We start from the raw sequence: 23,716 nt of genomic DNA on the forward strand, positions 1-23,716 counted from the left end.
TCATGATTGAGAATACTTCGCACGGCAGTAACGTTCTTCCCTTCAAGCGTCCTGTAAAACGCGTTGCTCCGGATACGACTCCTGAATTTGAACTTGGCAAGCTTTTGATCATCTACGATCAACTGATCGGTTTGCTGCGCGAAACCTACGACGAAGGGCTTGATTACTTTACTGATGGACTGGTTGGTATGGTGGTGCGATGCCGCGAAGGCTTGTCCAATGGCATGTGCGACGAGGATGCCGAGAAAATGCTGAAAGAGATGCGGGATGAATTGCATCACTTTCCACGCAATCTGCGCGCCATTTTGCCGGGCATTGGTCCTCGACTCGGTGAAAGTCTGGAATACAAGCTTGGCGTGCAATTTGCCAAATTCTAGAATGCGCCAGACGGTGGATGCGTTTTCATGTAAGGACTGCGTCTTCCAGCTATGTTTAATCAATGGAGGCAAGCATGCATTACGTAGACGGTTTTGTCGCTGCCGTTCCCACCGCCAATAAAGATGTCTACCTAAAGCACGCGAAAGATGCTGCGGTTGTGTTCAGGGAGTTTGGTGCCTTGAACGTGGTCGAATGCTGGGGCGTCGATGTGCCACAAGGCGAGGTGACTTCTTTCCCGATGTCGGTCAAATGCAAGGCGGATGAAACAGTGGTCTTCGCCTGGATCAGCTGGCCCGATAAGGAAACGCGCGATGCGGGTATGCAAAAGGTCATGAACGATCCACGCATGCATGCACCGGGCGTTGGGGCGCCGTTTGATGGCAAGCGCATGATTTACGGTGGATTCTCGGTCCTGCTGAATGAATGACGGTCTGATGCCAAGTTGTCCGGTTTTTCGATCGGCGACTGACTGGAGTAATTTCAGTTTGTCGGCTGGGTATCGTGCGGGACGCGACGCAGCTTGCTGATGTCATATCCATACCCTTTAATCAGGGTTAGCAGGCGTTCGTATTCAGTCTCATCCATGGTGGGCTTGCGCGCCATGATCCATACATAATCCAGCTTGTCACGCGCGACAATCGTGCTGGAGTAATCGGACGCGATGTAGCTGATCTTGTACTGCGCCTTGATCGGCCAGATAAATTGCATGCCCCACAAGGCATTGTTAGTGTCTTCCCTGACGAATCCTGTCGGCCTGTAAGTCTTGAGCGGTCCTTTCAGGCTGCCTTCATTGAATGTAAACGTCGTGGCAATTGTGCCGTCCTTGGCCAGCTCGTAAGATTCCACTGCGTTGAAGGAATGTTTGTCCACCCATAGCGGGATATGGGCAATGACGTACCATTTCCCCATGAAACGATCGAGGTCGATTTTCTCGGCCAGTGGCACCGGCGTGCTGGTTGTCGAGCAGGCAGAAAGTGTTAACACGCCCATCCATGTTGCGAGGCAGGTCTTGTATGACATGTCATGCTCCTTTACGTCGACGTACGGGACAATGGTTGTTTGGGTGGCCAGGGAATGAAACTGCTCGTGCGCGCAATGTATTCCCGATACGCGGGGCGTCGCTCGTGAATGGTTTTTTCAAGCAGCCTCACACCGCTGACTTTCAGCAACAAGATGGTGAGGATGATTGGACTGAATACAGTCCACCAATGGCCAGATGCCAAGGCGACGATGAAAAATCCCCACCAGGTCAGCGACTCGCCAAAATAGTTCGGGTGACGCGACCATGCCCATAAACCATGGTCGAGGACTTTGCCCTTGTTCGCCGGATTCTGCTTGAAACAATAGAGCTGCCAGTCCGCTGTACCTTCGTACACAATGCCGATCAATGCGATTGCCAGGCCAGTGATATCAAGCCAGGTCATTGCTGCCGTGCTATGCATGGCTGCTATCAGCGGCAGCGCCAGACACCATGCCAGCACCATCTGAAAGCCGAAGACAAGATAAAGACTTTTGATCCAGAAGTGGGGCGCATTGTTTTTGCGGATTTGCTGGTAACGATAATCCTCTGGTTTGCCCCAGTTGCGAAAGGTCAGGTAAGTGCTCAGACGCAATCCCCATATCATCGCCACGCACAAGATCAGGATGCCTCGTGTTGTGATTGCTTGCTGCAATGCCACGCAAATGGCGGTCAATAAAAAATACAGCGCCCACATGCTATCGATGATGTGGACGTTATGACGCCATATGCTGTAGAGCCATCCGGCAACGGCGAAAACCAGCAGCGCCGGTAGCGCAGCCAGCCAGGGTTGCCAGAATGTCTCGTCAAGCGGGATCATGTGCGCTCAAACAGATAATGGCTGACCCACCATTCCTGCCCATCTGCATAGCCAAACAGTTCGGCGCAGGACATGTAAAAGATGCGCCAGCGATTGAACCAGCGCTGCGCGTCTTCGCCGTAGGTTTCACGGAAGAGCTGCATGATGACGTCGCTTTTTTCATCCATCAGTTGCAGCCACGCGTTGGCAGTCTTTTCATAATGCTCGCCGCTCCAGCGCCATTGCCGACGTAGTGTCAGATGCTGTTGGAAATGCAGCGGAAGCGCATCGCTTGGCATCATGCCGCCTGAAAAAAACAGTTCGCTCATCCAGTCATCTTCGCCTTGTGCGACGAATGCATACGGTGTCAGGCGATGCACGAAGATATGCATGAAGAAACGCCCTTGCGGTTTGAGCCAGCCGTGCAGGCGTTCAAACAGGACTTCATAGTTGCGCATATGCTCGAACATCTCGACCGAAACAATACGGTCAAATTGCCGGGTGGTCGCAAACGCGTTCATGTCTGCGGTGATCACCGTGATGTTGTCCAGCTGGCGTTCGCGCGCCGCTTTTTCGATGTACTGGCGCTGTGAGTGAGAGTTCGATACGGCGGTAATGCGGCTGTCCGGAAAGTGGCGCGCCATATAAAGGGTCAGCGAGCCCCATCCGCAGCCGAGTTCAAGTATGTCCTGTCCATTGACCAGACCGGCGTGCTCGACCGTCAATGCCAGTGCGTTTTCCTCGGCCTGATCCAGGGTGTTTGTCTGATCGTCCCAATAGCAGCAGCTGTACTTGAGCTGATGTCCGAGACTGAGGCGGAAAAATTCCGTGGGCAGTTCGTAATGCTGTTCGTTTGCCCGTTCGGGTAGCAAGGCAACAGGTGCTATGCACATGTCCTGTACGAAGGCGTGCTGCATGTCAGCGCTGGTGGCGATGTCATGCGCGGCAATTTCGTTGAGTCGCGACTTCAACAAGTGGCGAATGCCGGCACGAATAAAGGTATCCGGCATGCGGCCGTGTTCGGAAAGTTCAATTGCATATTTAATCAATGGCATCTTGCTTCTCCCAAACGCAGGAAGCGGCCGCTAACCGGGCTGCAATCCGTTAAAACAGGTGGTGACGATGGCATCGATGATTTCCTCATCGGTGAAAGCGCCACCCATCTTCAAAAAGTCGGTGACCGGGTCGCAAGGACGGGCGTAGATCGTGTACAGCACCACCTCGCCGGGTAGCCTTGGGTTGATATGTCCCGCTTCCTGCGCTGCGATGATCCAACCGCCCAGGATCTCGGTCAGTTGCTCGAGTTTCTCCACATACGGGCGGTGTCGCATCATGAACTCATGAATGCTCGATCGCGTGGAGGGCAATGTCGGCATGCGTCCTTCGAGATGTTCGAGCACACTCCACGCCACCAGCATTTTCAGTTTGTCGATGGCGCGCTGGTTGTCCGTGCATTCGGCAACCTTGTCCAGCGTCCGATCCAGTAGGCGCGACATGGTCGCAGCCGCCAGCAATTCCTTGGAATCGAAATGTTTGTACAGGCTGGCTTTGGAAATGCCGACCGCCTGCGCCACCTCGTCCATGGTCATCAGATCGAAGCCCTTGCCCGAGAGAAGTGCATCGACCGCGTCGAGAATCGCGCTTTCGCGCAATGCAAACTGACGTTCTTTCAGACTGGGCTTCGGAGGTGTATTCATTGCTGCTTTTCAAATGGTTTTGTTCATTATAGACCAATTGGTAAAAAAGAAAACTAATTGGTTTTTCATTTAAACTTATATGTTATATTTTGTACTAATCGGTATTGCGGACGTATTTTCATGCAAGCTCAAGAATTCCTCGACCAAGTTCATCCGGTGTCGCCTGCCTGGCAGTCGCAAGGCACAGGTACGCTGACCTGGAGCGTCTTTTCGGTGTATCACGCCACGTTGTGGACGTCCGGCCCGCTCGTGCTGGAGGCTGGCGAACCGGCGAATCCACACTTTGCGTTGCAGTTCTCCTATCTGCGGAATGTCAGTGCGGAATCGATTGTGGAAGCGAGCCAGCGCGAGATTGCGCGTCTCGCCGAGCCGACGCTCGAGCAAATGCAGCGATGGGAAGCGGCCTTGCGAAAAGTGATGCCGGATGCACACCGAGGCGATGTGTTGTGGATGATCTTCGAGCGCGGGCAGGCAGTCTCTTTCCATCATGCAGACGGGGCGCTGGGACGCATTGCCGATCCAGATCTGGCAATCGCAATGGCGCACATCTGGTTTCATCCCGATTGTCACAGTCAGCGCTTGCGTCTTCAATTACTGAAGGAAACGTAAGATGAACCGGCCGCAACGTATTGCCGTGATTGGCTCCGGTATTGCCGGTTTGGCCGCGGCATGGTTGCTTGCGCGTGAGCACGAAGTGACCTTGTATGAGGCCAACGATTATTTCGGTGGGCACACGCACACGGTGGATGTCACGCTCGAAGGCATCACGGCACCTGTCGATACCGGCTTTCTTGTCCATAACGATCTGACGTATCCGAATCTCATCGCACTATTTCGCCATCTGGGCGTGCAGACGCACGAAACCAGCATGAGTTTTTCGGTTGGCATCAAAAAGCATGGCATCGAATGGGCGGGTAACAATCTTGATACCGTGTTCTGTCAGCGACGCAATCTCTTCAACCCGCGCTTCCTCGGCATGTTGAAAGACATTCTGCGTTTCAACCGCAACGCGTCGGCCTATTTGATCGAGGCTGACGAAAACGGATGTACGCTGGGTCACTTGCTGGACAGACATGCATACGGCAGCGCCATGCGTGAATGGTATTTGCTCCCCATGACGGCAGCAATCTGGTCCTGCTCGACGCAGGCATCTCTGGATTTTCCGGCAGCGACCTTTTTGCGGTTTTGCCTCAATCATTGTCTGCTGCAAATCAACGAACGTCCAATCTGGAAAACGGTACGGGAAGGTGCACGCGACTATGTCAATCGCATGCTGCCTGCGATTGATCAAACGCATTTGCGTTGCCCGGTACGCGCTGTACGTCGTACACCGCAGGGTGTTGTGGTGCAAAGTGTAAAGGGCGTGGAGCAATATGATCAGGTGGTCATGGCTTGTCATGCACCCGTTTCCTTGAAACTGCTGGATTGCAATGAAGAAGAGGCACGCATACTTGGTGCCTTCCGCACGGAGCCGAATCATGCGGTGCTGCATACGGATTCTTTGCAATTGCCCGCCCGGCGCAAGGCATGGGCTGCCTGGAACTACAGGCTGGCGGCGCAGCAGAGTGCCGCGGTCCCCGTGACGGTCAGCTATCTGATCAATGCGCTGCAGCCGGTGCCCTGGCAGCAGCCAGTCATTGTGACGTTGAATCCTTACGAGGCGATCGCCGAACATGCCGTGCTCGCACAGTTCGACTACGCGCATCCGATCATGGATGCAGCAGCCATTGCTGCTCAATGCGAATTGCCCCGGATACAGGGAAAGGATCGTGTCTGGTTCTGTGGCGCATGGCAGGGCTACGGTTTTCATGAAGACGGGCTGAAGTCTGCCTTGCGTGTCGCACGCGACTTCGGTATTGCGCCGCCATGGGAGGCTGTATATGAATGATCGTTCGTTCATGGAGCTTGGGCTTGGCAAGGTCATGCATGCACGTACCCGTCCCAACGCACATCGGTTCCTGTATCCGGTTTTTTGCTTGCGCATTCCGGTACGTGCGCTGGCGATGCTGCAGAAGAAAAACAATTACCTGTTTGCCGTTGATCGGCCTGCCTTGCTGTCCTTTTTTTCGCGTGACCATGGCGATCGTTCCGGTGAACTGATGCAGTGGCTGACGACAGAACTGGCAAAGGCAGGGATGTCATTGCCGGATGGCGCGATCTGGTTGCAGACCATGCCGCGTGTGCTGGGTTATGGCTTCAATCCGGTCAGCTTCTGGTACATGCACGACAGCAGGGGAGCATTGCGCGCGATTCTTGCCGAGGTCAACAACACGTTCGGAGAGCACCACCAGTATCTGTTGTGCGCACCAGACCAGCAATCCATTACGGAAACCACGCCGCTGATTTGCCGGAAGGAGTTTCATGTGTCGCCGTTCTGTCGCGTCGGTGGACATTACCGTTTCCGCTATTGCGGCAATGGCGCGCATCATCGTATGGAAATCGATTATTTCGATGAAGCTTCGTCCAGTCAGCCGCTGATTGCGACAGCCATCGCCTATCGCAGCCTGCCAGCCACCGACCGTCAGTTATGGCGTGCCCTGTGCCGCATGCCATTTCTTACTCTGGGTGTCATGTTTCGCATTCACGTGCAGGCACTCAAGTTATGGATGAAGAAAACGCCGTTCTATTCAAAGCCTGTCCCACCCTCTCATTCGTTGACCAGTAATAAAAAGGAATTCCGGCAATGAAAATCAAATCGAGTCGCGCACTGTCGTTACAGGCACCCGACACCATTCCCTTGTCAGGACAGCTGTTGTTTTCGCTGCTGGAACGAATTGAAGAGGGAAGTCTGCGTGTTACCACGCCGGAGGGGATGGTGCATCTGTTTGGTCGCCGACAAACAGGCATTGATGCAGATATGACGATCCACGACTGGCGTGCTGCGCGTCCGATCATGATGCAAGGCGATATCGGTTTTGCCGAGAGCCTGCGTCGAGGTTGGGTGGGCAGCGAGAGTCTGGTTGCATTGTTCCGGCTGGTCATCCGTAACCAGCAGATGCTGGAGCAGGCCATCCATGGCAAGTGGTGGGCGCTGCTCATGCGTCGTCTTGCCCACGTGTGGCTGAACAATAACAGCCGGGCGGGCAGCAAGCGGAATATCCAGGCGCATTACGACCTCGGCAATTCCTTCTACCAGCTATGGCTCGACGCCAGCATGACGTATTCGTCGGCATGGTTTGGCGGGCAGGAGCAACTTGATCTCTACTGTGCTCAGCAAGCGAAGTACCAGCGCATTCTGGATGAACTTGACGCCAGGCCGGGGCAACGTGTGCTGGAGATTGGCTGTGGCTGGGGCGGGTTTGCAGAATATGCGGCGCAACGTGGCCTCCATGTATATGGCATCACGTTGTCGCCGTCTCAGCTTGCTTATGCCGAACAACGGATGCGTACGTTGGGACTGGAAAAATACGTCACACTCACGTTGCAGGATTACCGTCACGTCGAAGGGCAGTTTGATCATATCGTCTCGATCGAGATGCTCGAGGCGGTTGGCGAGACACACTGGCCTACCTATTTTTCGATGCTGAAACGCAGTCTGAAGCCGAATGGCAAGATCGTGCTGCAATCGATCGATATCGCCGATGCGCATTTCGCGCACTACCGTCGCAGTACTGATTTCATCCAGCAATTCATTTTTCCGGGAGGCATGCTGCCCAGTCCTTCCGTGCTGCACACACAATCCGATCACGTCGGATTGCGTGTAGAGCGGCATCAGTCGTTCGGCCTTGATTATGCGTTGACACTGCATCATTGGCATCGCGCTTTCATGGCGCAACGCGAACAGATACGTGCGCAGGGTTTTGACGAGCCTTTCATGCGTTTGTGGGAGATGTATCTCAAATATTGCGAAGCCGGTTTTCTTGAGCGTCGTACCGATGTGGCGTTGTGGACTCTGGGTGTTCGTCAACCGTGCGCTACCTTGTCCTGATTCTTCTGGCATGGGCCAATATGGCTGGCGCAAGTAGCGCGCCGGCTTACATCAATGCCGACATTCCGCAGGCGGCGATTGTCGGAACCGGCTCCTTGCGCTGGTTTGGACTGCATATCTACGAGGCCAGCCTGTGGGCTGGCAGCGGTCATTATGCGGTGAACAGACCACACGCTCTGGAACTGGTTTATAGCCGCGACTTCAGTGCGGATACGCTGGCGGATGAAGGATTGAAACAGATGCGCAAGCAGGGCGTGGATGAGGCACGGCTGGTGCAATGGAAACCGCTCATGCAAAGCGTTCTGCTGGATGTGAAGAAAGGCGATACTTTGACGGTGGTGCAACGGGAAGACGCCAGTCTGGGATTCTTTCACAACGGCCGGTTTATCAACACGATCCGGGATGGCGACTTCAACCGGCATTTTCTTGATATCTGGCTGGGAGAAAAAACTACCGTGCCGGCATTGCGTCGTGCCCTGATCGGGCGCAACTAGAACGCCTTACCTAACGGAACCACCAGCCTTCCCAACGCTGGACCATGTCGGCCAGCGTGTCATAGCCATGTCGACCCGGATGTGCGCCGTCACTGTGCTGCGCTTCCTGCAGCCAGTACGCATCGTTGCGCAATGCCTCCCAGATTGACAGATACGGTACGCTCAGCACGTCGGCCAGATCGGCAAACTGCCGGTCCAGGCGGGCGATGCGTTCCGTGTGTGCAGGGTCCGGCATGGGCGGCGGGCCGACCATGAGGACGTGATAGCGCGTGGTGGCCGTACTCAGAATGGTTTGCAGGTTCGCAAGGCTCTCGCCCGGTGCTACGCGCAATGCATTGTGATCGTAGGATGTGTCGTTCACGCCGAAGGAGAACACGACGCGCTGCGCGCAATCGGATGGCAGACGGGCCGCACATTCCTGCCGCCAGCGGGCAAGGATGTCGCGACTGGTATCGCGACGAATGCCGAGGTTGTAATGCGTGAGATTGACACCGTGTTCAACGGCACGTTGCGCAAGTCGTCCGGCCCAGCCAAGACACAAGGGGTCACCGGTTCCCTGTACGAAAGAGTCACCGACAAAGCAGATTCGTTGATCGCCCGGCGTATGCAACATCGTTGCCCCCTTGAAGGCATGTGGTTCAAACGGTGTTAATCGAAGTAGGTGCGTGCCATTTCGAAGCGTGGCGCAAAATAGACATTGTCCATGCGATCAATACGCACGCGACCGCGGCTGGAAGGCGCGTGGATAAAGCGGCCATCGCCGATATAGATGCCAACGTGCGAGAACGGACGATTCAGCGTATTGAAGAACACCAGGTCGCCAGGACGCAAGGTCCGCGGCTCAATCTCGCGACCGCGACGTGCCATGTCGGCGGCGCTGCCGAGGAGGCGCATCCCAACGGCCTTGCCATAGATGTAGGACACCATGCCGCTGCAATCGAGGCCTGCTTCCGGATTCTTGCCACCAAACTGATAGCCGATGTCGATCAGGCCCATCGCAAACAGTGCAACTTCGTTGCCTTGTTCGCTGACTGGTTGCGGTTCGTACAGGATAGGCTTTACGGCTTGCCGTCTTGATGGCGTGGGTGTGCCGCACGCTGTGAGCACCGAGGCAGCAAGCAGCGCGAGCAGCATGCCACGTCGGCTTGTCCTTTTCTCCATCGGGCCTGACATCAATCAGCGCCCGATCTTGTCCAGCACGTTGGACAGCATGGACAGCATCTGATCCAGTTCTTCCTTCGTGACATTGAGCGATGGCATGAAGCGCAGCAGGTCAGGGCGTGGCGAATTGAGCAGCAAACCGACCGGTGCCAGATCGCGTGCGATCTCGACAATCTGTGGACCAATGTCGCGACCGAGTTTGAGTGCCCGCAGCAAACCTTCGCCACGTTCGCCCGCCAGGCCATGTTTGTCGGAGAGTTTGATCAGTTCCTTGCTCAGGTAATCGCCTTTCTCCTGCACGGATTGCAGAAAGCCCGGCGCAAGCAGTGTCTTGGCGACTGCAGAACCGACGGCAGTCATGACCGGATTGCCGTTGTAGGTGCCACCCTGATCGCCTGCCTCGAACACGGCGATTTCTTCCTTCGCCAGCAAGGCTGCCAGTGGCACGCCGCCGCCAATGCCCTTGCCGAGTGTCATGATGTCCGGTTCGATACCCGACAACTGATAGGCAAACAACGTGCCGCAACGACCCATGCCGGTTTGCACTTCATCGACGATCAGCAGGATGTTGTGCTTCTTGGTCAGGGCGCGCAACGCTTGCATGAATTCACGCGTGGCAGGAATCACACCGCCTTCACCTTGTACCGGCTCCAGCATGACGGCCACGGTTTTGTCGGTGATCAGTTTTTCGACGCTCGCGATATCGTTCAGGATCGCTTTGCTGAAGCCCGGCACTTGCGGAGCAAAAATTGTGTCCCAGCCCGCTTTGCCGCTTGCCGACATGGCAGCGATGGTGCGGCCGTGGAAGCTGTGATCAAAGGTGATGATCTCGTAGCGATTTTCGCCTGCAGCATTCTTGTTGATCTTGCCCCATTTACGGGCCAGCTTGAATGCGCCCTCATTGGCTTCTGCGCCGCTGTTGGCGAAGAACACGCGGTCGAAGCAGGAGTTGTCGGTCAGCAGTTTGGCCAGCTCGATCGACGGCTCGTTGTAGAAAGCAGGTGATGGGTTGATCAGTTTTTTCGATTGCGATACCAGCGCATCGTGAATGCACTGTGGCGAATGGCCGAGGCAGTTGACGGCCCAGCCTTGCAGGTAATCCAGATAGCGTTTGCCGTTATTGTCGGTCAGCCACATGCCGTCACCTTCGACGAACACGATCGGTGGACGATTGGTGATGTACATCAGTTTGTTAACGTCGTACTGGCTGAATTCCATTGCAGGTGCTCCCGAGCGAAAGATGGTGATTGGATACAAAAGTCGTCCGATTGTTCGTGACGAGTAAGTAAAAATGGATAACTAAAAAAAAAGCCACAGGATGGGCCTGTGGCTGATTGATCGGCAAAAGCCTACGCGCACGGCATCCGGTGTAGCGGAATCGGGTTACGGCGTCGCAGGCTGATGGCGGTCGGTTTCATGCGGAAATAGTAAGACGTTTTGCACAGGCCGTCAAAACGTTTTCCGACCGCTGTGCCTATTCGATCATGTTCTTGTGCAGATCCGCTTCGGAGGTAAATGCATCCGCGTAGAACTCGTCACGCGGCAGGCCGCATTGTTTGTTGAAAGCTTCCTGCGCCGCATCGACCATGGCCGGATTGCCGCAGGCATAGACCTGATACGCGGATAAGTCCGGCAGATCGGCCATCACGGCCTCATGCACAAAGCCGCTACGTCCTGTCCAGTTGTCTTCGGCGACCGCATTGGAAATCACCGGGATGTAGCGGAAGTTGGGAATCGTGCGGGCCCATTCTTCGCACAGGGCATGCATGTACAGGTCGCGCGGGCGGCGGCCGCCCCAGTACAGCACCATCGGGCGCTCACTACGTTCATACACAGCTTGTTCGACGATGGCCTTGATCGGTGCAAAGCCGGTGCCGGACGCCAGCAGTACCATCGGCTTGCGCGAATCCTCGCGCAGGAAGAACGTGCCTTGCGGGCCTTCAAAGCGCAGGATTTCACGTTCTTTCATCACATTGAACACGTGATCGGTGAACAGGCCGCCACGCATATGACGGATATGCAGCGTCAGGTGCTCGTCGGCGTGTGGTGCATTGGCAATACTGTAGCTGCGGCGCTTGCCATCTTTCAGCAGAAATTCGATGTACTGACCGGCGCGATACTGCAGACGCTCATTGGCCGGCAGTTGCAGCGACATGACGATGACGTCATCGCTCAGGCGTTCCAGCTTGGCGACGCGCGAAGGCAGCTTCTTCATCGAAAACTCGCCGACGCCCAGTACTTCGCGCGATTCGATCACCAGATCGGTATAAGGTTTGGCGCAGCAGAAGAGGGCAAAACCCTTGGATTCATCTGCAGTGGACAGAGCACGCTCCTGGTGCGGGCCGTGATGCACATCACCTTCCAGAATGCTGCCGCGGCAGGTGCTGCAGGCGCCATTCTTGCAGCCATAAGGCAAGCCGATGCCGGCGCGAATGGCGGCATTCAGAATGGTTTCGTCGGCTTCGCAGGGAAATTGCCTGCCGCTGGGCTTAACGGTTACTTGGAACGTCATACAATCCTGATCATGCAAATTCAAAACAAACAGGCGATCCGCAAAATCGGCAAACCGCGCTTACTCATTGTGGGTTGTGGCGATGTCGGCATGCGCATGCTGCCGCTGCTACGAGACCGCTATCGTGTCTTTGCCGTCACGACACAGGCCGACCGCATGGCTGAGCTGCGTGCTGCCGGTGCAACGCCCATCCTGGCCAATCTCGATCATCCGGCAGAGGCCGCCCGGCTGGCGCGACTGGCACCGACCGTTTTGCATCTGGCACCGCCACAGGCAGAAGGGCAGATTGATCGCCGTACCCGCCATTTGACCGCCATTTTACCCGACCACACCTTACTGGTTTATGTCAGCACGTCCGGTGTTTATGGTGATTGCGGTGGTGCATTGATTGACGAGACGCGTGCTGTCCGGCCGCACAATGCACGCGCCATTCGCCGCGTCGATGCAGAGCGTACCTTGCGTCGCTGGGCCAGGCGCTCAGGTTCAAGACTGGCGATTGTGCGCGTACCCGGCATTTATGCGCAGAACCGCTTGCCTGAGGAGCGTCTGCGCAAAGGAACGCCGGCACTGGTCGAGTCCGACGATGTATTTACCAATCACATCCATGCCGACGATCTGGCGCGCATCGTGATCGCCGCCATGCGGCGCGCGCAGCCATTGCGCGTGTATCACGCCGTGGATGATTCGGATATGAAAATGGGTGCTTACTTCGACGTGGTGGCCGATGCCTTGCAGTTGCCGCGCCCGCCACGTCTGCCGCGTACCGACTTGCAGCATCAGGTCACGCCAGCAATGCTTTCCTTCATGGCGGAATCCCGCCGTCTTGCCAATCGGCGGCTTAAAACCGAACTGGGCGTTCGCCTGCACTATTCCACCGTGCAACACGGGTTACAGAAAATCGTTAAGACCGCGCCATCACGTTAGATTGTTGTTAATTGTGTGTCGGGTTTTTCGAACAATCCGCTTCATTATTGTTAAAAAGAAATTATCCGAAAAAATCTGTGATTGCTTCAATCTGCATGTGCGGCTTTGCACAAAGCATTCATCCTGAGTGCGCGCAAAATATAGCGGACAGAGGGTTTTCTCTGTTGGGATGGCAGCAGAACTCGCAGGATAATTAACGATCTCGTATCCATTTTTTTGGCATTTAAAACGTTAAATATTCGGTTTTTTCGAATTAAATTCACGCTAAATTCGATTTTGCACCCAGTTAAGATTCCGTTAGAGTGGCACCACCTGCCAACAGGGACCAAAACTAAAAAGGAAATTGCAATGTAGAAGCAGGCCAATCCCAAGGATGACATGCGTCAACCATTGTCATTTCTTCAAATGGCATGAATTATCCGCGCTGGTCAGCAATCAGGACAGGACAACTCACCATGTGTCCGGCGTGTTTTCAAACCAACTTTCGAGATCATTATGGAATTTTTACAAGTCTTCACTACGCCTGAAGCATGGATTGCGCTGGCAACGCTGACGATGCTGGAGATTGTGCTTGGCGTCGATAACATCATCTTCATTTCGGTTCTGGTGGATCGCCTGCCGAAACATCAACAACAAAAAGGCCGCATCATCGGTCTGGGTCTTGCGATGGGTACACGTATCCTGCTGCTGCTCAGCCTCTCGTGGATGATGAGCCTGGTCGAGCCGGTCTTTACGATTGGTACCATGGGCTTCTCTGGTCGTGACCTGATTCTGTTCTTCGGTGGTCTGTTCCTGCTCTACAAAGCGCTGGTCGAGATCAAGGAACTGATGTCCGGTGGTCATGAGGAAGAGGAAAGCGGCAAGGAAGTGTCCGTGAAGAAAGCAACGTTCGGTATGGTGCTGCTGCAAATCGCCATCATCGACATCGTGTTCTCGCTGGATTCGGTCATTACCGCTGTCGGCATGGTCAAGGAAGTCGAAATCATGATCGTCGCTATCATGATCGCCGTCGGTATCATGATGTTCTCGGCCAAGGCAATCGGCGAGTTCGTCAACAAGTACCCAAGCATCAAGATGCTGGCGCTGTGCTTCCTGGTGATCGTCGGTGCGGTTCTTGTCGCGGAAAGCCTGGAATTCCATATTCCGAAGGGCTACATCTACGGCGCAATGGGCTTCTCGCTGGTTGTGGAACTGTGCAACATCCGTATGCGTCGTGCCCATCAAATGGCAATCTGCGATGTGCGTGAAGAAGACCTGCCGCATGATGGCAAACCACAGGAACAAACCGCCTGAGTGTGAGGCGCTGAGAAGCAGGCTGCATGCGCAGCCTGCTGCAACAAAAAAGGAACTCGTAAGAGTTCCTTTTTTTATATCCCGCTTGTTTTGGGGGATGTGTGTCGTGACTCAGTTTTGTACTGCGGTCACCTTCAGTACTTCTTCCATGGTGGTGACGCCTTCGGCGATCTTGAGGGCACCGGCCAGCCGCAAAGGTTTCATGCCATCGGCGATGCTTTGCTTGCGCAACGCATGGATGTCTGTTTCAGCCTTGATCAGACGGGCAAACGGCTGTGAAACCGTCAATAGTTCATAGAGTCCGGTGCGACCACGATAGCCGGTCTGACGGCATTCCGGGCAACCGACGGGACGATATACGGTGCGTGGTTTGCTGATCTTGGCATCGCCGACGAGGTTTTGCCAAACTTCATCGGAAAGGGTGCCATCGGGCGACTTGCAGTGGGCGCACAAGGTACGCGTCAGCCGTTGCGCCATGATGCCGATCAGCGTCGACTCCAGCAGGTAATACGGTACGCCCAGTTCGAGGAGGCGCATGATGGCGGACGGTGCGTCGTTGGTGTGCAGTGTCGACAAAACAAGGTGACCGGTCAGCGCCGCCTGGATGGCCATTTCGGCGGTTTCCAGATCGCGGATCTCGCCCACCATGATGATGTCGGGGTCCTGTCGCATCAGTGCACGGACGCCTTCGGCAAACGACAGATCGATGCCGTGCTGCACCTGCATCTGGTTGAAGGCGGCTTCGACCATCTCGATCGGATCTTCCACCGTGCAGACATTGACTTCACTGGTCGCAAGCGCCTTGAGTGTCGTGTAGAGCGTGGTGGTTTTGCCAGAGCCGGTTGGACCGGTGACGAGAATGATGCCGTGCGGCCGCGTGGTGAGCTCGGCCCAGCGTGCGGCATCATCCGGTGGAAAACCGAGTTCGGGCAGTGATTTGACGACGACGTCAGGATCGAAGATACGCATGACCAGCTTTTCGCCGAAGGCGGTCGGCAGGGTGGAGAGTCGCAGCTCGATTTCCTGTCCGCCATGCGTACGCGTCTTGACGCGGCCATCCTGCGGGCGGCGCTTTTCGATCACGTCCATACGACCGAGTAGCTTGATGCGCGCCGTCATCGCAATCATGACGCTCGGTGGCACCTGATAAACCTGATGCAATACACCATCGATGCGGAAGCGAATCGCACAAAACTCGCGTTTGGGCTCCAGATGAATGTCGGAGGCGCGCTGCTCAAACGCGTATTGCCACAACCAGTCGACGATGCTGACGATGTGCTGGTCGTTGGCATCGACCTGTTTGCTGTTGCCCAGCTCAACCAGTTGCTCAAAGTTATTGCGCAAGGCAAGGTCTTGTCCGCCCAGCTTGCGTGCGCCCTTGATGGATTTGGCGAGTGCAAAGAACTGCGTCGTGTACTGCGCAATGTCGAGCGGATTGGCCACGACCAGCCTGACCGTGCGGCGCGTGATCTTGGCGATCTCGGCTTCCCATTCGGTCTGGAAAGGCTCGCAGGTTGCAATCACCAGTTCGGTTGCTGTCATTTCGACCGGCAGGATATGAAAGCGCGTTGCGTAGGTGGCAGACATGACATCGGCAACACGTGCAAAGTCGATCTTGAGCGGATCGATACGATAGAAAGGCAGTTTGACCTTGCCGGCCAGCCATTCCGTCAACCATTCCAGTGTAAGCGGACGATGTGGTGGTGCAAACGCGGTCAGCTTGCACTGCGCAATGGCAACCAGCGGATGCATGGCAATGCTGGCATTGCGGTGAATGGCCTGCGCCTGAGTGTAAAAGGTCTTGCCGTCTTCTCTGGCGAGAATGCCGTCGGCAAGCAGCCAGTTGAACAGCGTCTGCAAATCCAGTCGTGTGGGTGTGCTGGCAGTGAATGCTGCGGCAGGTTTGCCGGTGCCACTTGCTGCGATTGGGGCGTTGGCCATGTGCAAATCCAGAAGACGAAAAGTGCGTCGATGCTATCACAGCCCCCACGCCTTGCCGGATCGCCTGCTTACTGTTGTGCCTGCCAGGCCTTGATCCCGTTGACCCAGGACTTGGCGGGTAGTTTCGTGGTGGCAGTGATGTGCGCGGCACGTTCGTAGAGCGCAGGAATATCCAGTTCTGGCGGTTGGTTGAAGGCAATCGCAATCACGTTACCGTCATGTACTTCCGGCAGAGAGATCACCGTATCGAAGGCATAGTGCATGGCACTGAGGTTTTTGGCGTAACTCGGATGATCGCCAAACAGGTTGACGGTCATGATGCCATCCGGTTTCAGGCAGGCGGCACACGCCTGATAGAACTCCGGCGTATCCAGCACCGGTCCGCGTGCAGTGGCGTCGTACAAATCGACTTGCAGTGCATCGATGGTGCCGTGATGTTCTTCATTGTTCACGTAGTCCAGCGCATCCATTTCGATCACGTTCAGACGTGCATCATTGGGTGGCAGTTTGAACATCGAGGTACAAATCGCCAGCACGGCAGGATTCAGTTCCACCGCCGTAACGCGGGCATCCGCAAAGCGACGGTAAGCAAACTTGGTCAACGCACCCGTACCAAGACCGAGTTGTACGATGTGTTGCGGTTGGTCTTTGAACAGCATCCACGCCATCATCTGCTGCGCATATTCCAGCTCGATCCAGTCCGGCTTGCTGATGCGCATGGCACCTTGTACCCATTCCGTACCAAAGTGGAGATAGCGCACGCCGAACTGTTCGGACAGTGTGACCGGTGCAAACCTGGGTTTGCGTTGCTTGGGCGAGGCGAGCTGCTTCAGGCTGGCGAGCGTGGCAGTTTTCTTGCGGCCCGGTCCTGCCTTGGCGTTGGCTTCGGCTTCGATGGATTTGCGTTTGATCAGCATGAATGGCTTTTGGGAAAAAATCAGGTTGGCGCGATGATACCGCGCCACGCTGCAAGTTTCTGTTCGAATCGCATGACGGCGTAAGCCGGTGAGGAGGAGGGCAGCAGCAAGGTCTCGAACCCGGCTTGCGCAAACCGGGCGGCCTGCTGCCCTGATTTTTTGCCGTTGAAACAAACGCGGCGCAAGACTGGGCATTGCTCGCGCAAGAGCGAGAAGTCATTATGCAGCGCACCGCGAATTGCGCTGTCAAGGCTGCCTTCACGGGTGCAGGCAGCAATCACGTCCCACAAACCAATACGGTACGTTTGTAATCGCGCCAGTCGTTCTGCATACGGCAACGCAACCAGATCATCATCCAGTACGGCGGACAGCAATCGCCAGAACTGGTTTTGCGGATGCGCATAGTACTGTTGCGCAGCGAGCGATGCTTCACCGGGAAAGCTGCCGAGAATCAGAATCTCCGTATCGGTGTTGATGACCGGCGGGAAACAGCGCAGAGAGGGAAAGACAGCGGAAGACATGTGCCTATTGTAATGACATGGCGTCGTTGCCGTCATTTTGCAGGCACAGCTTCGCTCTCCCGTTGCCAGGTGCCGGTTGCCAGTGTTGTCGGTGCCGCTTCTACAAATGTCCAGCGCAATGGCACTGCATTGTGCAAGATGCTGGCGTGTTGTACATGGACGCGCCACAGGCGCTGCGCGCCGGTCACCTGAGCCGTTTCTGACGCATGCCAGAGCACCTCGCCTTTGCCCTGCAGGTGCAGTACATGGCCATGATCAAAGTCAATGATCAGCAAGGCCACACGTGGATCAGTCAGGATATTTCCAAGCGTGTTGAAATAGCGATTCCCCACGAAATCCGGAATGGTCAGCATATTGCCATCGGCACGAATAAAACCGGGGCGTCCTCCTTTATGCGAGATATCCAGTCCGCCGTTTTCAGTTGCGTGCGGATTGCTGGTGGTTGCCACGAACAAGGTATCCGCCCTGGCAATCATGGCCTGCGCTTGCGCATCCAGACTGGTCAATGAACGTGTCGCCTGACTGGTGGTTGCAGTCATGACGGCATGATCGTCAATGCTGCGTAGCTGGATGTATTTAGGGCAATTGCCAAAGGATTGCCTGACATCCAGATGCACGCCCTCCGCATCAAGATGGCTGATCGTGCCATTGACGCGATTGCGGCGACGTGTATTCAGATCAATCCCAAGCATGCCGACTGGCTTGCCAGCGTGCAGGAAAGGCTGAATGTTGGAAAGCCACTGTGCATCACGGGCAATGACCAGCTTTTCCGCGCTGGGGGAGGTAGCAAAGCCGGACGGGCCCGTCACGATGGAGGCAACCGGCCAGCCATCGTGATCAACTGTTGCCACCATCATGTAACGCAGCATCGCGAAGAAGTCGCGATGTTGTTCAGGCATCGCCTCGCGAATGGCAAATCCGGGCGGGCCACCACCCGCCAGTTGCTGTGCGCGCAATTCGCCCGCATGAAAGGGTAGGGCCTTGGTCGGGATGTTCATGCTGCTTCCGGAACAGGTGAGGCAGGCATTGGCACAAAGTGCGGCAACGCCTCAATGCGTTTGAGCCACGCTTTGATAGACGGATAGGGTGCCAGCGAGATACGTCCTTCGTCTGCATGCGCAATGTAGGAATAGCACGCCAGATCGGCGATGGTCGGGTGCGCCGTGGCCAGATAGTGGCGTGTTTTCAAATGTCCTTCCATCATTTCCAGTAAACGTTCAGAGATGGCGTGTGCCAGTGGCAGTGCGATTTCTCCCGGCATGTTCCACAGCACCGTCATGCGTGCGCTGGCCGGACCATGTCGCAACTCATTGGCCGAGATGGAGAGCCAGCGTTGGACTTCTGCCGCCTGCAGGGCATCGTCGGGCAGCCATGTTGTGCCTGACGCATAGCGTTTGACCAGATAGACGAGGATGGCATTGCTGTCCGGGATCGCTTGATCGCCATCGACCAGAACGGGAATTTTCCCCAGCGGATTCAAGGCCTTGAATTCCGCGCTATGACGGACGGTGGCATTGGCTTCAACGTATTCGAACGGCAAGTCCAGAATGCGCAGCATCAGCTCGACGCGATGGCAGTGACCGGAAATCTTGAGACCGTAAAGTTTGCGTGGCAGGTGTGACATGAACAACTCCTTGATGAATGGGTGAAAAGTGGATTCATCATAGTTATTCCAATAATTGATGTAAATTATGTAAAAATGCAATTCAATATTTCAATAAATGGAATAATTAAACGATGGACTTGAGCGAGAAAGCGCATGGACAGGCTGGATGAGCTGGAGGTTTTCCTCGCCATTCTGGACACCGGAAGTCTGGTCGGTGCGAGTCGGAAGCTGGGGCGGTCTGCGCCGGCCGTGACGCGATTGTTATCCGCGTTGGAGGAACGTATTGGCACACGCTTGCTGGAACGTACAACGCGCCATCTTGCAGCGACCGAAGCGGGTTTGCGCCTTGCCGGACAAGCCAGGCAGGTGTTGTCACTCTATGAGGCGGCTGTGTCCGATGATGCATCGACCGCGATGCGCGGCAAGCTGCGTATCACGGCACCAATGGTCTTTGGCCGGCGCCACGTGGCGCCGATCGTCAATAGCTATCTCGACCGGTATCCGGAGATGCAGGTCGAAATGATGATGAGCGACCGTAATCTTGATCTGATCGAAGAGGGACTTGATCTGGCTGTCCGGATCGGGACGCTGGCTGATACGACACTGGTTGCGCGTCCTGTTGGCATGGTCGGTCGCCTGCTGGTTGCCAGCCCGGACTACCTCGCCCGACGTGGCATGCCCCAGACACCTCATGATCTGTTGCAGCATGATGTGATCTTCACCACAGAACGCATCCATGCAACGGAATGGCGCTTCCGGCATGAGGGCAGGGAGCGTACAGTGCAATTGACGCCGCGTCTGACCGTCAATGAAATTGATGCGGCATTGCTGGCGGCGAAGGCCGGTCGTGGCATCGCGCGGGCCTTGTCGTATCAGGTTGCCGAGGATCTGGAAGCAGGTGCGCTGGTCCGTCTGTTGCCGGACTACGAACCTGCACCGTTGCCGGTTCAGCTCGTGGTTACGGGCACACGACACATGGTACCGAGATTACGGGCGTTTCTGGATCATGCCGTTTCGGCACTCAGTAACTTGAGCGTGATTCAGCAAGCACAATTTCGTTCTTGATCAAAACAGGGAGGAGACGAAGATGGACAAGAAAGTCATGCTGATCACCGGTGGCAGTCGTGGCATCGGCGCGGCGATTGCCGAGCTTGCTGCGGCGGATGGTTATGTGGTCTGTTTCAGCTACAAGAGCAATCGGACTGCAGCAGACAGTGTAGTCAGAAAGATCGAGCAAGCGGGTGGACAGGCGTTGGCGCTACAGGCCGACGTTGCTGTGGAAACGGACATTCTGCGCATGTTTCATGAAGTTGATCAGACCTTTGGTCCGCTGACCGCGCTGGTCAACAATGCCGGTATTCTCGAGCAGCAAATGCGCGTTGATCAAATGGATGCGGCGCGCATGCAGCGCATCTTTGCCACCAATGTGATCGGCAGTTTCCTATGCGCCCGGGAAGCCGTACGTCGCATGTCGACGCTGCATGGCGGCAAAGGCGGCGCCATCGTCAATCTGTCCTCGATTGCAGCCAAGGCTGGTGGCCCGGCCGAGTACGTCGATTACGCGGCCTCCAAAGGTGCTATCGACACGTTGACCGTCGGGCTGGCCAAAGAGGTTGCGACGGAAGGCATACGTGTCAACGGCGTACGTCCGGGCGTGGTGTACACCGATATCCATGCCAGCGGCGGCGAGCCGGGACGTGTGGATCGCGTCAAGGCGCATGTCCCGATGCAGCGAGGCGGTGAGCCGGTCGAGATCGCACAAGCCGTGATGTGGCTGTTGTCCGACAAGGCTTCCTATACCACCGGCACACTGATCGACGTGACCGGCGGACGCTAGCCTGTGCGGGGTGCCGCACATTCGGCGCCAGGTGATTCTCGTATGCTTGGGGCAAGCCGATGCGCCTGCTCGGCACGATCTATATCCTGTGTGGGATCACCATGAAATTCGTCACCGGTCTTTTTCGTTCGATGCATGTGTTGACTGCCGTGTTCTTTGCCATGGCGGCACTGATGCTGATCATCATTGCCGTGCGCATGGGCTGGCAGGCATTCGGTGGTGAACTCGACAGTAGTGCCGCACAATCAATCATTGAAGCGGTCGGCTTGCTGGCGGCGGCGGTGGTGGCGTTACAGATTGCTGAGACGATCGTCGAAGAGGAAGTGGTGCGTGATGCCGACATCAGTGCCCCCACGCGCGTGCGCCGGTTCTTGTCGCGGTTCTTTGTTGTCGTGGTGGTGGCGCTGGCGATTGAAGGGCTGGTCGCGACTTTCAAGGCGATTCATGACGACATGGCGCATTTGCCTTATGCCGCCTCGATACTGGCATCGACGGCCTTGCTGCTGACAGCTTGGGGTGCGTTTGTCTACTTTAATCGTTCGGCAGAAGAACTGGAGCCCGAAGCGATGCAGGAAGCCAAGGGCGAAGACAGCAAGTTGCAATAGCTTCCTTTCTCTATTTTTCTCCCGTATCAAAGACCTCGTATTCTGCATGGATAACCGTGCAAATCGCACTTCCTGTGGTTAAATGCTTCGCTTCGACCGAAGTCATTTTTCAGGGACTGTGCATGAAATCATTGATCACTTTATTGTTGGTGCTGACCGTTTCCGGCGCTGCGCTGGCGGAAAAGCCATCTGCCGAATCGATTGAAAAGCTCTTGATCGTCACCGATTCCGACAAGGTGATGGATCAGATGTTTGACCATCTGGATGGTTTCATGAAGAACATGGTCAATCAGTCTGTACAGCAAAACAAAATGAATGAAGAAGGCCGCAAGGTCATGGATAACTTCATGGCGCGTATGGTCAAGGTCATGCGAGAAGAGCTCAGCTGGGAGCAAACCAAACCGATTTACGTGCAGGTCTACAGCGAAAACTTTACGCAGCAGGAAGTCGATGACTTGCTGACGTTTTATGCAACACCAACCGGCAAGGCCTTGATCGAAAAAATGCCTGTCGTCATGGGTAAGTCGATGGAGCTGACGCAAGCACGCATTGGCCCGATGATGCAGCGCATGCAGATGGAAATGCGTGCTGCCGTGGCAGAAGTCAAAGCGGCGCAGAAAGCGGATGGCGCCCAGTAGGCAATCTTCCTTTCCAACAATCACATCCACGAATCGCCCTATGGATCAAGAACGAGAGTCGCCGTCACCTGCCGCGCGCACGCAGCACGGACGACGCATGAACGCCCCGACCAAGGCAGAGACGGACCTGCTGCAGCCGTTTCCCATGTTGCCGATGTCGCGCATCAAGGTACCGGCAGGCGAAGCGGCATGCAGGGAGGCGATTGCTGATCTGCGTCGTGCACGCATCGTTGGTTTTGATACCGAGTCCAAGCCGATCTTTGTGCAGAACGCGGTGGATGATGGTCCGCACGTCGTTCAGCTCTCTACGCTGGAGACAGCTTACATTTTCCAGTTGCATCGCCCTGAATGTGAACAAGCGGTGATCGATATTCTGTCCTCGCCTGAAGTACTCAAGGCAGGATTCGGACTGGAATCGGATATGTCCAACAGCCGACGTCGTTTTGGTATCACGCTTGCGTCGGTTCTGGATATCAATACCGTCTTCAAACTATTGGGTTACAAGAATTCGACTGGTCTGCGTGCTGCGGTGGCGCTTGCCTTCAATCAGCGCTTTCACAAATCCAAGAGCATGACGACCTCCAACTGGGCGTTGCGCACTTTGTCGGAAGGGCAGCTGGTTTACGCGGCCAACGATGCGTACGCTGCCTTATGTGTACTGCTGGAAATAAACCGTACGCAAAGCGGTTGGCAGAAGTCGATGCCAGCTCATATTGTTGCGCTGCTGAAAAATAGTTAGGCGTCTGTAATGACAAGCAACGCTGATAGGTGGGAGAGATTTCTCGATCCAGACGTAGTGAGGCCATCGCTTTTTATGGCTACGATGTTCGTCACAACGTTTGAGATACTCCAAGACTGCATCGTTGATCGCATTCGAGATTTCTATATAAACGGATTCGATCAAACTGGACTTATCGTCGGCCCAGACTATCAAAAGAATGTCGCATCAAGAAGCAGGAGCATTCTCTACGCATCCCTCGATTGGCTAAAAGAGTATGAAGTAATCAATGACCATGATCTCGAAACCTTCGAGCAGCTAAAGAAAATACGGAATCAACTTGCGCATCAACTTTTTGATGTAGTTACGGGACAAGTTGAATCAGATCACCAAGCGCAGTTTGAAGTCCTTTTCGAGCTACTACGAAAAATTGAAGTCTGGTGGGTTATCAATGTCGAACTTGCGACTAACCCGGACTACGATAACCAAGAAATTGACAAAGAAGGCATAGTTCCAGGGGCCATCCTGTCGCTGCAAATGCTTATCCAAGTAGCTACCGGAAACACTGAGTTGCTCGAAGCCTGGCGCAAAGAACGTGTTAGCAGAGGCACGGATGCCTAACACTTACATCGAGAGAAAGATACCCCAGTAAGCCGACTCATGCCTCTCATGTAAAACGTTCGCACAACCTCAAATAAAAAGCCGCACACTGTGCGGCTTTTTTCATGA

The 23,716-nt window shown here is 55.3% G+C and carries 28 protein-coding genes; 15 read left to right on the forward strand and 13 right to left on the reverse strand.

Features of this window, described 5'->3' with window-relative positions:
• Positions 1-2 precede the first annotated feature (2 nt).
• Positions 3-377 carry a hypothetical protein gene (locus tag IEV29_RS12660; protein WP_188381642.1) on the forward strand — a complete coding sequence of 125 codons (375 nt, stop codon included), beginning with the start codon at positions 3-5 and terminating at the stop codon, positions 375-377.
• A gap of 74 nt (positions 378-451) precedes the next feature.
• Positions 452-805 carry a DUF1428 domain-containing protein gene (locus IEV29_RS12665; RefSeq protein ID WP_188381643.1) on the forward strand — a complete coding sequence of 118 codons (354 nt, stop codon included), beginning with the start codon at positions 452-454 and terminating at the stop codon, positions 803-805.
• Positions 806-858: 53 nt separating this feature from the next.
• On the opposite strand, the gene IEV29_RS12670 is transcribed toward IEV29_RS12665, so the two are convergent.
• Genes IEV29_RS12670 through IEV29_RS12685 form a run of 4 tightly spaced genes read right to left on the reverse strand, consistent with a single transcriptional unit; the run spans position 859 to position 3,892 of the window.
• Positions 859-1,398, reverse strand: a complete 540-nt coding sequence (locus IEV29_RS12670) for a lipocalin family protein (RefSeq protein ID WP_229726384.1) — start codon at positions 1,396-1,398, stop codon at positions 859-861.
• A gap of 11 nt (positions 1,399-1,409) precedes the next feature.
• Positions 1,410-2,216, reverse strand: a complete 807-nt coding sequence (locus tag IEV29_RS12675; protein WP_188381644.1) for a DUF1295 domain-containing protein — start codon at positions 2,214-2,216, stop codon at positions 1,410-1,412.
• Positions 2,213-3,250, reverse strand: a complete 1,038-nt coding sequence (locus IEV29_RS12680; RefSeq protein ID WP_188381645.1) for a cyclopropane-fatty-acyl-phospholipid synthase family protein — start codon at positions 3,248-3,250, stop codon at positions 2,213-2,215. The genes IEV29_RS12675 and IEV29_RS12680 overlap by 4 nt, the downstream gene beginning before the upstream one ends.
• Positions 3,251-3,280: 30 nt before the next feature.
• Positions 3,281-3,892, reverse strand: coding sequence for a TetR/AcrR family transcriptional regulator (locus tag IEV29_RS12685; RefSeq protein WP_188381646.1), 612 nt, complete (start codon positions 3,890-3,892; stop codon positions 3,281-3,283).
• Positions 3,893-4,012: 120 nt separating this feature from the next.
• Between IEV29_RS12685 and IEV29_RS12690 the strand changes: the two genes are divergently transcribed.
• Genes IEV29_RS12690 through IEV29_RS12710 form a run of 5 tightly spaced genes read left to right on the forward strand, consistent with a single transcriptional unit; the run spans position 4,013 to position 8,314 of the window.
• Positions 4,013-4,501: a chalcone isomerase family protein gene (locus tag IEV29_RS12690; protein WP_188381647.1), complete on the forward strand. Its 489-nt coding sequence runs from the start codon at positions 4,013-4,015 to the stop codon at positions 4,499-4,501.
• Position 4,502: 1 nt separating this feature from the next.
• Positions 4,503-5,780, forward strand: a complete 1,278-nt coding sequence (locus IEV29_RS12695; RefSeq protein WP_188381648.1) for an NAD(P)/FAD-dependent oxidoreductase — start codon at positions 4,503-4,505, stop codon at positions 5,778-5,780.
• Entirely contained in the window at positions 5,773-6,579 is an 807-nt protein-coding gene (locus IEV29_RS12700) for a DUF1365 domain-containing protein (protein ID WP_188381649.1), read from the forward strand. The genes IEV29_RS12695 and IEV29_RS12700 overlap by 8 nt, the downstream gene beginning before the upstream one ends.
• Complete coding sequence (locus tag IEV29_RS12705) at positions 6,576-7,820, forward strand: SAM-dependent methyltransferase (RefSeq protein WP_188381650.1); 1,245 nt, start codon at positions 6,576-6,578, stop codon at positions 7,818-7,820. Before IEV29_RS12700 ends, IEV29_RS12705 begins: the two co-directional genes overlap by 4 nt.
• Entirely contained in the window at positions 7,802-8,314 is a 513-nt protein-coding gene (locus tag IEV29_RS12710) for a chalcone isomerase family protein (protein WP_188381651.1), read from the forward strand. Before IEV29_RS12705 ends, IEV29_RS12710 begins: the two co-directional genes overlap by 19 nt.
• Positions 8,315-8,324: 10 nt before the next feature.
• Here IEV29_RS12710 and IEV29_RS12715 read toward each other — a convergent pair whose 3' ends face one another.
• The 4 genes from IEV29_RS12715 to IEV29_RS12730 form a co-directional block, all read right to left on the reverse strand.
• The gene (locus IEV29_RS12715) at positions 8,325-8,927 is read right to left on the reverse strand and encodes a DUF459 domain-containing protein (RefSeq protein WP_188381652.1); all 603 of its coding nucleotides are present in this window, start codon (positions 8,925-8,927) and stop codon (positions 8,325-8,327) included.
• A 35-nt stretch (positions 8,928-8,962) separates the two neighbouring features.
• Positions 8,963-9,475 (reverse strand): C40 family peptidase, encoded by a 513-nt coding sequence (locus IEV29_RS12720; protein ID WP_229726385.1) that lies wholly within the window; start codon positions 9,473-9,475, stop codon positions 8,963-8,965.
• Positions 9,476-9,490: 15 nt separating this feature from the next.
• Positions 9,491-10,693 (reverse strand): acetylornithine transaminase, encoded by a 1,203-nt coding sequence (locus tag IEV29_RS12725; protein WP_188381654.1) that lies wholly within the window; start codon positions 10,691-10,693, stop codon positions 9,491-9,493.
• Positions 10,694-10,949: 256 nt separating this feature from the next.
• Entirely contained in the window at positions 10,950-11,987 is a 1,038-nt protein-coding gene (locus IEV29_RS12730) for a CDP-6-deoxy-delta-3,4-glucoseen reductase (protein ID WP_188381655.1), read from the reverse strand.
• 12 nt (positions 11,988-11,999) lie between these two features.
• Between IEV29_RS12730 and IEV29_RS12735 the strand changes: the two genes are divergently transcribed.
• Complete coding sequence (locus IEV29_RS12735) at positions 12,000-12,911, forward strand: NAD-dependent epimerase/dehydratase family protein (protein WP_188381656.1); 912 nt, start codon at positions 12,000-12,002, stop codon at positions 12,909-12,911.
• 495 nt (positions 12,912-13,406) lie between these two features.
• Positions 13,407-14,204, forward strand: coding sequence for a TerC family protein (locus IEV29_RS12740; protein ID WP_188381657.1), 798 nt, complete (start codon positions 13,407-13,409; stop codon positions 14,202-14,204).
• A gap of 111 nt (positions 14,205-14,315) precedes the next feature.
• Here IEV29_RS12740 and tfpB read toward each other — a convergent pair whose 3' ends face one another.
• The 5 genes from tfpB to IEV29_RS12765 form a co-directional block, all read right to left on the reverse strand.
• Entirely contained in the window at positions 14,316-16,145 is a 1,830-nt protein-coding gene (gene tfpB / locus IEV29_RS12745) for a type IV pilus assembly ATPase TfpB (protein WP_188381658.1), read from the reverse strand.
• Positions 16,146-16,213: 68 nt separating this feature from the next.
• The gene (locus IEV29_RS12750) at positions 16,214-17,062 is read right to left on the reverse strand and encodes a spermine/spermidine synthase domain-containing protein (RefSeq protein ID WP_188381659.1); all 849 of its coding nucleotides are present in this window, start codon (positions 17,060-17,062) and stop codon (positions 16,214-16,216) included.
• 20 nt (positions 17,063-17,082) lie between these two features.
• Entirely contained in the window at positions 17,083-17,583 is a 501-nt protein-coding gene (locus tag IEV29_RS12755; protein ID WP_188381660.1) for a DNA-deoxyinosine glycosylase, read from the reverse strand.
• A gap of 32 nt (positions 17,584-17,615) precedes the next feature.
• Complete coding sequence (locus IEV29_RS12760; protein ID WP_188381661.1) at positions 17,616-18,581, reverse strand: pyridoxamine 5'-phosphate oxidase family protein; 966 nt, start codon at positions 18,579-18,581, stop codon at positions 17,616-17,618.
• Entirely contained in the window at positions 18,578-19,207 is a 630-nt protein-coding gene (locus IEV29_RS12765) for a glutathione S-transferase family protein (RefSeq protein ID WP_188381662.1), read from the reverse strand. The genes IEV29_RS12760 and IEV29_RS12765 overlap by 4 nt, the downstream gene beginning before the upstream one ends.
• 135 nt (positions 19,208-19,342) lie before the next feature.
• Here IEV29_RS12765 and IEV29_RS12770 point away from each other — a divergent pair, with 135 nt between their 5' ends.
• The 6 genes from IEV29_RS12770 (at position 19,343) to IEV29_RS12795 (ending at position 23,608) form a co-directional block, all read left to right on the forward strand.
• Positions 19,343-20,254 (forward strand): LysR family transcriptional regulator, encoded by a 912-nt coding sequence (locus IEV29_RS12770; protein WP_188381663.1) that lies wholly within the window; start codon positions 19,343-19,345, stop codon positions 20,252-20,254.
• A gap of 22 nt (positions 20,255-20,276) precedes the next feature.
• On the forward strand, positions 20,277-21,026 hold the full coding sequence (locus IEV29_RS12775) for an SDR family oxidoreductase (protein WP_188381664.1): 750 nt from the start codon (positions 20,277-20,279) through the stop codon (positions 21,024-21,026).
• A 101-nt stretch (positions 21,027-21,127) separates the two neighbouring features.
• A complete protein-coding gene (locus tag IEV29_RS12780) occupies positions 21,128-21,631 on the forward strand; it encodes a hypothetical protein (RefSeq protein WP_188381665.1) in 504 nt (167 codons plus the stop codon).
• Positions 21,632-21,753: 122 nt separating this feature from the next.
• The gene (locus IEV29_RS12785) at positions 21,754-22,269 is read left to right on the forward strand and encodes a DUF2059 domain-containing protein (protein ID WP_188381666.1); all 516 of its coding nucleotides are present in this window, start codon (positions 21,754-21,756) and stop codon (positions 22,267-22,269) included.
• A gap of 40 nt (positions 22,270-22,309) precedes the next feature.
• Positions 22,310-23,008, forward strand: coding sequence for a 3'-5' exonuclease (locus IEV29_RS12790; RefSeq protein WP_188381667.1), 699 nt, complete (start codon positions 22,310-22,312; stop codon positions 23,006-23,008).
• 9 nt (positions 23,009-23,017) lie between these two features.
• On the forward strand, positions 23,018-23,608 hold the full coding sequence (locus tag IEV29_RS12795; RefSeq protein WP_188381668.1) for a hypothetical protein: 591 nt from the start codon (positions 23,018-23,020) through the stop codon (positions 23,606-23,608).
• The last annotated feature ends 108 nt before the right edge of the window (positions 23,609-23,716 follow it).

Origin of the sequence: Oxalicibacterium faecigallinarum (genome assembly GCF_014635705.1) — a bacterium.
In the GTDB taxonomy this organism is placed as follows: domain Bacteria; phylum Pseudomonadota; class Gammaproteobacteria; order Burkholderiales; family Burkholderiaceae_D; genus Oxalicibacterium; species Oxalicibacterium faecigallinarum.

Excerpts from the sequence above, each read along its gene's own strand:
- IEV29_RS12660 (WP_188381642.1), top strand. The coding sequence starts at position 3 with ATGATTGAGAATACTTCGCACGGCAGTAACGTTCTTCCCTTCAAGCGT.
- IEV29_RS12665 (WP_188381643.1), top strand. The coding sequence starts at position 452 with ATGCATTACGTAGACGGTTTTGTCGCTGCCGTTCCCACCGCCAATAAA.
- IEV29_RS12670 (WP_229726384.1), bottom strand. The coding sequence starts at position 1,398 with ATGTCATACAAGACCTGCCTCGCAACATGGATGGGCGTGTTAACACTT.
- IEV29_RS12675 (WP_188381644.1), bottom strand. The coding sequence starts at position 2,216 with ATGATCCCGCTTGACGAGACATTCTGGCAACCCTGGCTGGCTGCGCTA.
- IEV29_RS12680 (WP_188381645.1), bottom strand. The coding sequence starts at position 3,250 with ATGCCATTGATTAAATATGCAATTGAACTTTCCGAACACGGCCGCATG.
- IEV29_RS12685 (WP_188381646.1), bottom strand. The coding sequence starts at position 3,892 with ATGAATACACCTCCGAAGCCCAGTCTGAAAGAACGTCAGTTTGCATTG.
- IEV29_RS12690 (WP_188381647.1), top strand. The coding sequence starts at position 4,013 with ATGCAAGCTCAAGAATTCCTCGACCAAGTTCATCCGGTGTCGCCTGCC.
- IEV29_RS12695 (WP_188381648.1), top strand. The coding sequence starts at position 4,503 with ATGAACCGGCCGCAACGTATTGCCGTGATTGGCTCCGGTATTGCCGGT.
- IEV29_RS12700 (WP_188381649.1), top strand. The coding sequence starts at position 5,773 with ATGAATGATCGTTCGTTCATGGAGCTTGGGCTTGGCAAGGTCATGCAT.
- IEV29_RS12705 (WP_188381650.1), top strand. The coding sequence starts at position 6,576 with ATGAAAATCAAATCGAGTCGCGCACTGTCGTTACAGGCACCCGACACC.
- IEV29_RS12715 (WP_188381652.1), bottom strand. The coding sequence starts at position 8,927 with ATGTTGCATACGCCGGGCGATCAACGAATCTGCTTTGTCGGTGACTCT.
- IEV29_RS12720 (WP_229726385.1), bottom strand. The coding sequence starts at position 9,475 with ATGGAGAAAAGGACAAGCCGACGTGGCATGCTGCTCGCGCTGCTTGCT.
- IEV29_RS12725 (WP_188381654.1), bottom strand. The coding sequence starts at position 10,693 with ATGGAATTCAGCCAGTACGACGTTAACAAACTGATGTACATCACCAAT.
- IEV29_RS12730 (WP_188381655.1), bottom strand. The coding sequence starts at position 11,987 with ATGACGTTCCAAGTAACCGTTAAGCCCAGCGGCAGGCAATTTCCCTGC.
- IEV29_RS12735 (WP_188381656.1), top strand. The coding sequence starts at position 12,000 with ATGCAAATTCAAAACAAACAGGCGATCCGCAAAATCGGCAAACCGCGC.
- IEV29_RS12740 (WP_188381657.1), top strand. The coding sequence starts at position 13,407 with ATGGAATTTTTACAAGTCTTCACTACGCCTGAAGCATGGATTGCGCTG.
- tfpB (WP_188381658.1), bottom strand. The coding sequence starts at position 16,145 with ATGGCCAACGCCCCAATCGCAGCAAGTGGCACCGGCAAACCTGCCGCA.
- IEV29_RS12750 (WP_188381659.1), bottom strand. The coding sequence starts at position 17,062 with ATGCTGATCAAACGCAAATCCATCGAAGCCGAAGCCAACGCCAAGGCA.
- IEV29_RS12755 (WP_188381660.1), bottom strand. The coding sequence starts at position 17,583 with ATGTCTTCCGCTGTCTTTCCCTCTCTGCGCTGTTTCCCGCCGGTCATC.
- IEV29_RS12760 (WP_188381661.1), bottom strand. The coding sequence starts at position 18,581 with ATGAACATCCCGACCAAGGCCCTACCCTTTCATGCGGGCGAATTGCGC.
- IEV29_RS12765 (WP_188381662.1), bottom strand. The coding sequence starts at position 19,207 with ATGTCACACCTGCCACGCAAACTTTACGGTCTCAAGATTTCCGGTCAC.
- IEV29_RS12770 (WP_188381663.1), top strand. The coding sequence starts at position 19,343 with ATGGACAGGCTGGATGAGCTGGAGGTTTTCCTCGCCATTCTGGACACC.
- IEV29_RS12775 (WP_188381664.1), top strand. The coding sequence starts at position 20,277 with ATGGACAAGAAAGTCATGCTGATCACCGGTGGCAGTCGTGGCATCGGC.
- IEV29_RS12780 (WP_188381665.1), top strand. The coding sequence starts at position 21,128 with ATGAAATTCGTCACCGGTCTTTTTCGTTCGATGCATGTGTTGACTGCC.
- IEV29_RS12785 (WP_188381666.1), top strand. The coding sequence starts at position 21,754 with ATGAAATCATTGATCACTTTATTGTTGGTGCTGACCGTTTCCGGCGCT.
- IEV29_RS12790 (WP_188381667.1), top strand. The coding sequence starts at position 22,310 with ATGGATCAAGAACGAGAGTCGCCGTCACCTGCCGCGCGCACGCAGCAC.
- IEV29_RS12795 (WP_188381668.1), top strand. The coding sequence starts at position 23,018 with ATGACAAGCAACGCTGATAGGTGGGAGAGATTTCTCGATCCAGACGTA.